Below are 10,938 nucleotides of genomic sequence, written 5' to 3'. Positions count from 1 at the left end.
GGTTCAACTCTGGTGATTCTGCTAATAGGGGGTCTGTGTTCAAGCACACCCCTTATTTTTTTCTTGAGGCACAAGCTATTTAGTCTAAACTCCAGGCTCAAGCAACTTGTTAAAACTAAGCAAACTTGCGCCACTTGAAATTTCGATGGATGTCGAAAGCAAGAGAATTGTGCTATTCAGTAGCTAATGGTATTTTCGCCTTTTGAAACACCTGCTCAACAGTAAATTGCAGTCCTTCAAACAAAGAATCTGTGAGTAGTTCTTCTCCCATATAAGTTTGTGGTGCTGCATCTGGATAAAAAACAGTAATGCTTCTAGCTTTACTATCTAATACCCATACCCGCAGCACCTTAGCATCCAAATAGTCTTTGGCTTTAGCCGCCATTTGTCCAAAGGTTTGCCCTGGCGAAATAATCTCAATCACCAAATCAGGAGGAACAGGACAAGCTTCATTTTCATCCCAGTTCGCGGGCAAACGCTCATAAGAAATGTATAAAATATCTGGAATTGGCATCCAATCTCGTCCTCGACGAGTTAAGGCAACAGCCCATTCCGGGCAAACTTCTCCTTTATCCTCACACGATTGCTCAATCAAATTAAGAATAACGCGGGTAAGTTTCGCATGAAAAAATTTTGGTGACATTTTAGGAATTGCTTGACCATCAACTAGCTCATAAGTTATGTCTCCCTCGCCTGGTGGAAGATTTAGGAACTCTTGCAAAGTTAATTGATTTTTGGCTTGAAGTATCATGGCTCATTAATTCGTAATTGAAGGACAGAGCAACTAACTTTTATTCTGACTCCTGAATTCTTCTTCAAATTGTTTACATTCTTCGCAACACTTGCCGAATAATATCCGATGGCACTTCATCGGTAATTGTTACTACACCAATTTCTGTTGGTAGAACAAACCGCACTTTCCCGGCTTGGACTTTCTTATCTAATTGCAACGCCTCAATAATTGCTTCAATATCTACCCCATCTGGTAACTGAGTCGGTAAACCCGCTTTTTGAATTAAAGCATTTTGACGTTCTGTGTCTTCCTTTTGCCACAGTCCCAAATCCACAGCAATTTGACCGGCTGCTACCATACCAATAGCCACCGCTTCGCCATGATTTACTAGACGATAACCAGTCAAACTTTCCACTGTATGACCGATGGTGTGTCCATAGTTGAGAATTGCCCGTAATCCGCCTTCTTTCTCATCTTTGCTAACAACATCAGCTTTAGCTTGACAAGAGCGCGTTAATATGCTGGTTATTAAGTCAGGTTTGACATAGCGGAGTTGATCGAGGCGTTTACTTGCTTCTAACTGGGCAAACAATTCGGCATCCCAAATCACACCGTACTTAATAACTTCTGCCATCCCTGCTCGAAACTCGCGCATAGGTAGAGTTTTTAACACATCTGGGTCAATCAAAACCAAACGCGGTTGATGGAATGCCCCAATTAAGTTTTTACCGTGGGGATGATTCACGCCAGTTTTGCCACCAATCGCCGAATCTACCATCGCCAACAAAGAGGTAGGCACTTGGACAACATTAATACCACGTAGCCAAGTTGCGGCTGCAAAGCCAGTCATATCGCCAATTACACCTCCGCCCAAAGCAACCATCGTAGCAGAACGTTCTAGGCGGTTTTCTAAGGCTACATCGTAGAGTTTTTGGATGGAATTGAGGGTTTTGTAGCGTTCACCAGGCGGTAAAGTGCAGCTAGCAACTTCAAATCCAGCAGATTTTAGGGATGTAATTACTCTTTCGCCAAAATGCTTAAAAATCGTCGGATTAGAAACTAGCAGTACCTTCTTGCCCAGCTTGAGACTGGCCATCTGTTGACCAAGTTGATCTAAACTCGAAGGTGCATTAGCGTAGCTCAACGTTCGCGTAGCGTCTCGAAGAGAAGTTATCACAATCTCATAAGACTGCTCTGGTAAATTTACATTAATTACAGAAGTCATTGCCCAACCCCAAACAAGCGCCCGTGGGCTGTATTGTATCGCAATCTAGGAAATGGGCATAGGGCATTGGGCATTGGGCATTGAGGATTGCTAAGAAGCAGGCAAGCAGCAAAGAAGTTCTAGTAAGTATTTCTCCTCTACCCTCATGCCCCATGCCCAATACCCAACAACTAATGATTCAATAGATTTAGGAAGTATTCTGGAGAGCAATAAATGTTTGCAATTGTATCTTATATCGTCTTCTTGGGTTTATTCTTTGGCTTATCTGTAGGTTTGCTGTTCGGTCTGCGGACTGCGAAGATAATTTAATCAAGAGGTATATTCAACCCCAGATTCTTGTGGGGCGGGCATCTTGCCTGCCTCAGTTTATCAATATCCTATAAAATCCTTACTTTTTAACCAAGTTCACCTTAGCGGACTTGGTAAAAGCGCCGTAGGCTTTAGTTTGTCGGTACTTACTGCCTGATGTTGACAAGAAGTTAATTGTTTTTTCCTAAAGTATTGTTACCGCATCGTGATATGATTCAGCTGACTGAATGTGCAGTCATCATATTTAACTGTACTGGTTTCAAGTCCCGTGAGCTTGTCTGACGAATCAATTGCGCCCACTCCGACAACGCAACAAGATGCTAAAACTGGTTCTGGAGACACAGAATCAGATAACTCCATGCAAGAGTTCCATCAACTCTTCCAGCGATTGTTGGTAATCACGCTTGTCTTGACGGGGGTTATTTTTATCTCTGTGTGGATTTTTTATTCCTTAAACATTGCCCTAAATTATTTAATTGGGGCGTGTACAGGTGTGGTTTACTTAAAAATGTTGGCTAGAGACGTTGAGCAGCTTGGTAGTGAGAAAACCAGTCTAAGTAAAACTCGTTTTGCTCTGTTTATTGGAGTGATGATCGTGGCAACTCAATGGCGTGAGCTACAGATTTTGCCCATTTTTTTGGGATTTCTAACTTACAAGGCCACGCTCTTCGTCTATATGGTGCAAATTGCGTTCATTCCTGATTCTTAAAAAGTCAGGCTCACAAAGATAGTAATCCCATCCTCGCTCGTTGGGGAAAATGCTTGAAGAATGCAAATGCTTAGTGTCTTAAACGCCTTTAATTCTTTTCCCCTCGCCGAATTAGAAGTAGGACATCATTTCTACTGGCAGTTGGGCAATCTTAAAATTCATGGGCAAGTTTTTCTCACCTCATGGTTTGTGATTAGTATTCTAGTAGTGGCTTCAATCGCAGCTACTCGAAATGCACAAAGAATTCCCAAGGGCATCCAGAATTTGATGGAATATGCCCTAGAATTTATTCGCGATCTGGCCAAAAACCAACTTGGTGAGAAAGAGTACCGCCCTTGGGTGCCATTTATTGGCACATTGTTCTTGTTTATTTTCGTATCGAACTGGTCAGGCGCACTAATTCCCTGGAAGCTCATCAAGCTACCTTCGGGCGAATTGGCAGCTCCCACCAATGACATCAATACGACTGTCGCATTGGCATTGCTAACCTCCTTAGCGTACTTTTACGCAGGTTTTAGCAAACGGGGTTTAGGCTACTTTAAGAAATATATAGAGCCAACACCCGTTTTGTTGCCGATCGCAATTCTAGAAGATTTCACCAAACCCCTCTCCCTAAGCTTCCGGCTATTTGGTAATATTTTGGCGGATGAATTGGTAGTGGCGGTGTTGGTGCTGCTAGTTCCTCTATTTGTACCTCTGCCTGTAATGGCCTTGGGTTTATTTACCAGTGCCATTCAAGCTCTGGTTTTCGCCACCCTAGCCGGAGCATACATTCATGAGGCAATGGAGGGACATGGCGGAGATGAACATGAGGAGCATTAAACTTCTCAGCTGATAGCACAGTTCCCAGAGCATATTCGCTCAAAACATCGCAAAGCGCGATCAAAGAACTCATGTGCAGCGTGAAAACCACGTTTCTAATCGTTAACGTACTTTTGTTAGTTTTGTAATCAAAGCAAGGAAAATCAACATGGATCCATTAGTTCAGGCTGCTTCAGTTCTCGCTGCTGCTTTAGCGATTGGTTTAGCTGCAATTGGCCCTGGTATCGGTCAAGGAAATGCTGCTGGACAAGCAGTAGAAGGTATTGCTCGTCAACCTGAAGCAGAAGGAAAAATTCGCGGTACTCTGCTATTAACCTTGGCTTTCATGGAATCCTTGACTATCTATGGTCTAGTGATTGCCCTGGTATTGCTGTTTGCTAACCCCTTCGGCTAATACCTTAAAGTTTTTGTGAGTGTGGAGACGTGAACCATCACGCCTCTACAATCGGAACTTTTTGGATATCTTAATAGTTCTAATGTTCAGTTGACCCTTATTGGCTATGGGTCTCTAAAATATGAAAGGTTGGATGATGTTGCTAGCCACGAAAACTGCTACTCCAGCCAAAGAGGAGACAAATGTTTGATTTCGATGCTACCTTGCCCTTCATGGCATTGCAATTCCTGCTCTTGGCAGCTTTGTTGAATGCAATTTTCTATAAGCCACTGACCAAGGTACTAGACGATCGCGATAATTATATCCGAACGAATACCCTTGAGGCGCGGGAGAGCTTGGCTAAAGCCGAGCGCTTGGCTACTGAGTATGAACAGCAACTCGCAGACGCTCGCAGACAATCGCAAGCGACTGTAGAAGCAGCTCAACTAGAAGCTAAAAAAATTACTGCCGAGAAAATTGCTGAAGCCCAAAAGGAAGCTCAGACTCAACGAGAACAAGCTTCTGTTGAAATAGAGCAACAAAAGCAGGAAGCTTTTCGCACCTTAGAGCAACAAGTTGATGCTCTAAGCAGGCAGATTCTAGAAAAACTATTGGGGCCAACTCCAGTTAGATAAGCTAACTAGATTGGTTCTGTGTAAAGCATACGCGCAGCTGGCCCCTAGTCCAGAGCGCAAAATTTAAGTGTCAAAAAAGGCACTTTTTCCCCTTCTGGGGAAAGATACTTAATTTCCTTACGGGGAAAAGATACTTAAATTTCCCTTTGGGGGAAACTTAATTTCCCTTCGGGAAAATACAACGTATTAGCAAGCAAGCAGCGCACTTGTAAATGGGTATCATGGGGACATTCTTATTACTTGCCGCAGAAGCGAACGCTGTTCACTCTGAATTGGCAGAAGGCGCAGCAGAAGGTGGTTTCGGTCTAAACCTAGACATTTTTGAAACCAATCTGATCAATCTAGCGATTCTGATTGGCATACTATTTTACTTCGGACGTAAGGTTTTAAGCAATATCCTGAACGAGCGACAATCCAATATTGCCACTGCAATTCAGGAAGCAGAAGGACGCTTAAAAGAGGCAAAGACTGCCCTTTCTAAAGCGCAAGAGCAATTGAAGCAATCTCAGGCAGAGGCAGAACGCATCCGCCAATCTGCCACAGAAAACGCCCAAAAGACGAAAGAAGCCTTGTTAGCGAAGGCAGCGCAAGACGTAGAACGCTTGAAACAAACAGCAGCAGCAGATTTAAACACTGAAACCGATCGAGCGATCGCTCAACTGCGGCAACGGGTAGCTACACTAGCATTGCAAAAAGTCGAATCGCAACTTAAAACTGGGATTGCCGACGATGCTCAACAAAGTTTAATTGACCGCAGCATCGCACAACTGGGAGGCAACGTATGACAAGTCAGGTAGCGTCAGCCGAAGTAGCCCAACCCTACGCACAGGCACTTTTGTCAATAGCGCAATCGAAAAACTTGACTGAAGAGTTTGGAGAAGATGCGCGTACTTTCCTGGGATTGCTCAGGGCAGACAAACAGCTACACAACTTCTTCAGCAACCCGTTTATTCAATCTGAGAACAAAAAATCTCTCATCAAACAAATACTCGGTGAAGGCGCTAATCCCTACTTACGCAATTTTTTGCTGATACTGGTAGATAAGCGGCGCATTGCATTCTTGGAAGATATTTTTCAACAGTATCTGGCGCTGTTGCGGCAGCTGAATCAAACCGTATTAGCGGAAGTAATTTCAGCCGTTCCCCTCACAGAAGCTCAACAGCAGGCAATCATCCAAAAGGTCATCGCCATCTCCAATGCTCGCCAGGTAGAACTAGAAACCAGGGTAGACAGCGAGTTGATTGGTGGGGTGATCATTAAAGTAGGTTCACAGGTAATTGACGCTAGTATCCGGGGTCAGTTGCGCCGCCTTTCATTGCGCTTAACTAATAGCTAGAAAGTTAGAAGTTAGGAGTTAGAAGGTAGGAGTTAGAGTTAGAAGTTAGGAGTTAAGTAAATAGTAATTTATTTTGACTTTTAACTTGTAATTTTTGCATTTTTAACTCATCACTCTTAACTCATCACTCCTAACTGTTAACTCCTAACTCTTGAATTTTTCCGTCTCAAAAGCAAAAAAGATAGACACATGAGCATATCAATTAGACCTGACGAAATTAGTAGCATTATCCAACAACAAATCGAGCAATACGATCAAGAGGTCAAAGTTGCTAACGTTGGTACTGTTCTCCAAGTTGGTGACGGTATTGCCCGGATTTATGGTCTGGAAAAGGCTATGTCTGGAGAACTTTTGGAATTTGAAGATGGCACAATTGGCATCGCCCAAAACTTAGAAGAAGACAACGTGGGCGCGGTGTTGATGGGTGAAGGGCTAGAAATTCAAGAAGGTAGTTCTGTAACTGCCACTGGTAGAATTGCCCAGATCCCAGTAGGAGAAGCCCTAATTGGCCGAGTTGTAGATGCTTTGGGTCGTCCTATCGATGGTAAGGGAGACATCAAGTCCCCAGAAAGCCGTTTGATTGAATCTCCAGCACCCGGTATCATTGCCCGTCGGTCTGTGCACGAACCGATGCAAACGGGTATTACAGCTATTGACTCAATGATTCCCATTGGTCGCGGTCAACGGGAATTGATTATTGGCGATCGCCAAACCGGTAAAACTGCGATCGCGATCGACACCATCATCAACCAAAAGGAAGAAGATGTAATTTGTGTCTACGTTGCGATCGGTCAAAAGGCTTCCACAGTTGCTAACGTGGTACAAACATTGCAAGAAAAAGGTGCAATGGATTACACCATCGTCGTCGCCGCTAGTGCCAGTGAACCTGCAACCCTACAATACCTAGCTCCCTACACAGGCGCAACTATTGCTGAGTACTTCATGTACAAAGGCAAAGCTACCCTGGTAATTTATGATGACCTTTCTAAGCAAGCCCAAGCTTATCGCCAAATGTCCCTACTGCTACGTCGTCCACCAGGACGCGAAGCTTACCCCGGAGATGTATTCTACATCCACTCCCGCTTGTTAGAAAGAGCCGCAAAGCTGAGTGATGAATTAGGTAAAGGCAGTATGACCGCCCTACCAATTATCGAAACCCAAGCTGGTGACGTTTCAGCATACATCCCCACCAACGTAATTTCGATTACCGATGGTCAGATATTCCTATCTTCTGACTTGTTTAACGCTGGTATCCGTCCCGCTGTAAACCCCGGTATTTCCGTATCCCGCGTGGGTTCTGCCGCTCAAACCAAGGCAATGAAAAAAGTTGCCGGTAAGATTAAATTGGAACTAGCCCAATTTGACGACCTGCAAGCCTTCGCTCAATTTGCTTCTGACTTAGATAAAGCCACTCAAGACCAGTTGGCACGGGGTCAACGGTTGCGCGAACTCCTCAAGCAGCCACAAAATTCCCCACTCTCGGTATACGAGCAAGTAGCAATTTTGTATGCTGGTATCAATGGATACTTAGATGATGTACCTGTAAATCAAGTAACTACCTTCACTGCCGGTCTACGTGAGTTCTTAAAGACTGGCAAGACCCAGTATGCTCAAGGAGTACAAGCATCTAAAGCACTAGGTGACGCCGAAGAAGCTGCTTTGAAGGAAGCGCTTACCGAATACAAGAAGACCTTCAAAGCTACAGCGTAATTACAGTGAGGAGTGAAGAGTTAAGAGTTAAAAGTTAATAAAATACTCCTAGCTCTTAACTCCTAACTCCTAACTCCTAACTCCTAACTCAAGAATATGGCCAATTTAAAAGCAATACGCGATCGCATTCAGTCGGTCAAAAACACCAAAAAAATCACAGAAGCCATGCGTCTCGTAGCTGCGGCTAGAGTGCGCCGGGCGCAAGAACAAGTGCTAGCAACTCGTCCCTTTGCGGATCGCTTGGCACAAGTATTGTATGGTTTGCAAAGCCGTCTGCGCTTTGAAGAAGCAAACCTACCACTACTGAAAAAACGCCAAGTTAAGTCAGTTGGGTTGTTAGTTATTTCAGGCGATCGCGGTCTATGCGGTGGTTACAATAATAACGTTATCCGTCGTGCGGAAAACCGCGCCAAAGAAATCCAGGCAGAAGGTTTAAACTATCAATTTGTGATTGTCGGACGTAAAGCTACACAGTACTTTCAACGCCGCAATCAACCAATTGATGCCACCTACAGCGGCTTAGAACAAATCCCCACCGCAGCGGAAGCCAATCAGATTGCCGATCAACTACTTTCCTTGTTCCTTTCGGAAGAAGTTGACCGCATCGAATTAATCTATACCAGATTCCTTTCTTTGGTTAGCTCCCGTCCTGTGATTCAAACCTTACTACCCCTCGATCCACAAGGTCTAGAAGCAGCCGATGATGAAGTCTTCCGCTTGACAACCCGTGGCGGTAAATTTGAAGTCGAACGGGAGAAAGTGACTAGCCAAGTCCGCACGTTGGCTCCTGACATGATTTTCGAGCAAGATCCAGTGCAGATTCTCGATTCTTTATTGCCCCTGTATCTGAGTAATCAGCTATTGCGGGCGCTGCAAGAATCGGCAGCTAGCGAACTAGCAGCGCGGATGACAGCTATGAGTAATGCCAGTGAAAATGCTGGTGAACTGATTAATACCCTCACGCTCTCCTACAACAAAGCTCGACAAGCTGCAATTACCCAAGAACTTCTTGAAGTTGTAGGCGGTGCTGAAGCACTAACTTAGGGTATAGCTAATTATTTATTTGTAGTGCGTTGTAATATATAGCCAATTGCTAATTATTTTAAGATTAGCAATTGGCTATTTTAGTATTGGGGACTTTTAATTATGTCTATTAACACATTTCAAGAATTGCGTATTATAATTGAAGTATGAAGCGCATGGGTCCGTCACGGTTTCGACAGGTTGGCGAACGCTGCTCTGTGATTCAGGTCGAGAGTGAGTCTCCTCTCGGAAATCAAAGGCTCAAACAAAAAGTAAATGCGAATAACATCGTTAACTTTGCTCGTAAGGATGCTCTAGTAGCTGCCTAAACACCTCTTATAGGTTCGAGCGTCTTCGGTTTGACTCCGTTAAGGACTGAAGACCAAACCCCAACGGATGCTCTAGCAAGCGTTCTCTGGTTGGCTTGCTGGCTAAGATCAAATCAGAGCATCCTACGTTCGGGATAATGAACGATTCCCGCCTTGAGGATTAAAAAGGCTAAACCTGTGAATGAGCGGGGGGTCAATACCCAATTTGGACAGCAGTTCGACTCTGCTCGGATCCACTCAAAATAGTTAACAAGTCCACTTGACACTGTGATGTGTAAGTGGACTTTGTTTTATGGGAAACTCCCATCAAAATTTTTTATAATGCACAGCTAACTTGAGTTCAACGGCTAATATAGCAATACCGTTCAGTTAAGCCCAAGTAATAGAAAGAAGCGCAACAAACACTATCTCTGCAACAAGCAGGAACCCGTTAACAAGATATCGATTAAGTCCGTGTAGAAGTAAAGCAACAACACGCACTATCTCTGCAAAAAGCAGGAACTTGTCAAGAAGGTAATCGTGATTGTCACACACGATTTAGCGATCGCAAAACGAAACCAGTGATTTGAGTCCAAGATGGTTTAGCTAATTATGCTGTTTCTGGGTTTGTGTACGTGCGCTTCCAAACCTCCTTCCCCTTTTTTTCAGTACTCGTCGTAGTCGATCTGCACTCAAGTTTACTTGACGTTCAGACGCCAGTTTTTTTGCTAATTGTTTAGAGTTATAAGTCTCTGACTCTTGAGCTAAACAATTTTCGAGATAAACCAAATCCGATTCCGAATATCGGGGTTTTCCTCCTCGACCAGGAGCATCCCATAAACCTGCTAAACCCATTTTTTCCCAGCGATGAAGGGTTTGACGTACTGTTGAAATCGCCCAGTTCAAGCCTTTTGCTATTTGCTCATTTTTTAAGCCACGAGTATTCAGCAGTAAAACTTGAGCGCGATCCTTAGTACGTTGAGGAACATCTTTGGCTTTTCTCAACTCTTCTAAAGTTAGCTTTTCCTCTTCTGTGAGAAACACTTTTAATCGGCATCCCATAAAAAATAACCTTTTACAAAATGAATTTTTGTCATTTTTGTATCTATTTACGTCTGTATACTGAATTACTTAGGTATTTCACCATACATTCGATAAAACTAAACTACAAGTATTAAGGATGTCAGCGTCTATAAGGCTGCTACACGATAAGTATTGGCTTGAGAACACTATCAAAGTTTGCAATTTTACATCAACAATGGATTTTTATAAAAAGTTCGGCACATCAAGATTACACATTAACCTATATAAGCAAACTTATCCGATAGCCTGAAGCTGTAGCTTATAGCTATGACAAGAAAAATTTGTTGGCGTTATCTTGATTAATGTTTAAAGTCGATAATAAAGGACTGTATCATTAAATTCCTAAGATTATTCCTATGCTTACGCAGGTTTATCGAAACTTTAAAAATCCTTTTTACGCTAGTTTCCATTTGGATGAGCGGAAAAAGATATACAAGGCTAGTTCCTTTTTATTCAACTAGTCTCTGGAAATTTGACTTGATTATCTCCAAAAAAAATATCTGTTTTACCAACTTTACATAAAGTTTATATTCTATGTACCATATTTTTGATTAAGACAACAACAGATTGAATATCTATTGAATAAACTAATGTTAACAGGCTATTCGGTACTTTTTGGAATTCTAATAAGGTTTATCCTACCTTTCCTACCTTTCCTACTTTTCCCACCTT

The 10,938-nt window shown here is 43.1% G+C and carries 12 protein-coding genes and 1 other RNA gene; 10 read left to right on the top strand and 3 right to left on the bottom strand.

Going from position 1 to position 10,938, the window contains the following annotated elements:
* Positions 1–172 precede the first annotated feature (172 nt).
* Positions 173–751, bottom strand: a complete 579-nt coding sequence (locus V7K53_RS23555; RefSeq protein WP_335199955.1) for a Uma2 family endonuclease — start codon at positions 749–751, stop codon at positions 173–175.
* A gap of 73 nt (positions 752–824) precedes the next feature.
* Entirely contained in the window at positions 825–1,958 is a 1,134-nt protein-coding gene (aroB, locus tag V7K53_RS23550; protein WP_335199954.1) for a 3-dehydroquinate synthase, read from the bottom strand.
* Between the two features lie 213 nt (positions 1,959–2,171).
* Here aroB and petL point away from each other — a divergent pair, with 213 nt between their 5' ends.
* The 10 genes from petL (at position 2,172) to ssrA (ending at position 9,443) form a co-directional block, all read left to right on the top strand.
* Entirely contained in the window at positions 2,172–2,267 is a 96-nt protein-coding gene (gene petL, locus V7K53_RS23545; RefSeq protein WP_099101760.1) for a cytochrome b6-f complex subunit PetL, read from the top strand.
* A gap of 268 nt (positions 2,268–2,535) precedes the next feature.
* Positions 2,536–2,976: an ATP synthase subunit I gene (locus tag V7K53_RS23540; protein WP_335199953.1), complete on the top strand. Its 441-nt coding sequence runs from the start codon at positions 2,536–2,538 to the stop codon at positions 2,974–2,976.
* Between the two features lie 60 nt (positions 2,977–3,036).
* The gene (atpB, locus tag V7K53_RS23535; RefSeq protein WP_175586935.1) at positions 3,037–3,798 is read left to right on the top strand and encodes a F0F1 ATP synthase subunit A; all 762 of its coding nucleotides are present in this window, start codon (positions 3,037–3,039) and stop codon (positions 3,796–3,798) included.
* 148 nt (positions 3,799–3,946) lie between these two features.
* Positions 3,947–4,192, top strand: a complete 246-nt coding sequence (gene atpE / locus V7K53_RS23530) for an ATP synthase F0 subunit C (RefSeq protein WP_012411162.1) — start codon at positions 3,947–3,949, stop codon at positions 4,190–4,192.
* Between the two features lie 182 nt (positions 4,193–4,374).
* Positions 4,375–4,806, top strand: a complete 432-nt coding sequence (locus V7K53_RS23525) for a F0F1 ATP synthase subunit B' (protein WP_292781174.1) — start codon at positions 4,375–4,377, stop codon at positions 4,804–4,806.
* 212 nt (positions 4,807–5,018) lie between these two features.
* On the top strand, positions 5,019–5,591 hold the full coding sequence (locus V7K53_RS23520) for a F0F1 ATP synthase subunit B (protein ID WP_335199952.1): 573 nt from the start codon (positions 5,019–5,021) through the stop codon (positions 5,589–5,591).
* Positions 5,588–6,142 carry an ATP synthase F1 subunit delta gene (atpH, locus tag V7K53_RS23515; RefSeq protein ID WP_335199951.1) on the top strand — a complete coding sequence of 185 codons (555 nt, stop codon included), beginning with the start codon at positions 5,588–5,590 and terminating at the stop codon, positions 6,140–6,142. The genes V7K53_RS23520 and atpH overlap by 4 nt, the downstream gene beginning before the upstream one ends.
* Before the next feature lie 189 nt (positions 6,143–6,331).
* Positions 6,332–7,852 (top strand): F0F1 ATP synthase subunit alpha, encoded by a 1,521-nt coding sequence (gene atpA / locus V7K53_RS23510; RefSeq protein WP_335199950.1) that lies wholly within the window; start codon positions 6,332–6,334, stop codon positions 7,850–7,852.
* Positions 7,853–7,948: 96 nt separating this feature from the next.
* Positions 7,949–8,896, top strand: a complete 948-nt coding sequence (locus tag V7K53_RS23505; protein WP_335062334.1) for a F0F1 ATP synthase subunit gamma — start codon at positions 7,949–7,951, stop codon at positions 8,894–8,896.
* 157 nt (positions 8,897–9,053) lie between these two features.
* Positions 9,054–9,443: a transfer-messenger RNA gene (ssrA, locus tag V7K53_RS23500) on the top strand.
* A 346-nt stretch (positions 9,444–9,789) separates the two neighbouring features.
* On the opposite strand, the gene V7K53_RS23495 is transcribed toward ssrA, so the two are convergent.
* Positions 9,790–10,245, bottom strand: coding sequence for a helix-turn-helix domain-containing protein (locus tag V7K53_RS23495; protein WP_334839353.1), 456 nt, complete (start codon positions 10,243–10,245; stop codon positions 9,790–9,792).
* Positions 10,246–10,938: the final 693 nt, after the last annotated feature.

The organism is Nostoc sp., assembly GCF_036917355.1.
In the GTDB taxonomy this organism is placed as follows: domain Bacteria; phylum Cyanobacteriota; class Cyanobacteriia; order Cyanobacteriales; family Nostocaceae; genus Nostoc.
The sequence above is the reverse complement of the archived record's forward strand: the minus strand, read 5'-3'. Positions and strand labels throughout refer to the sequence as shown.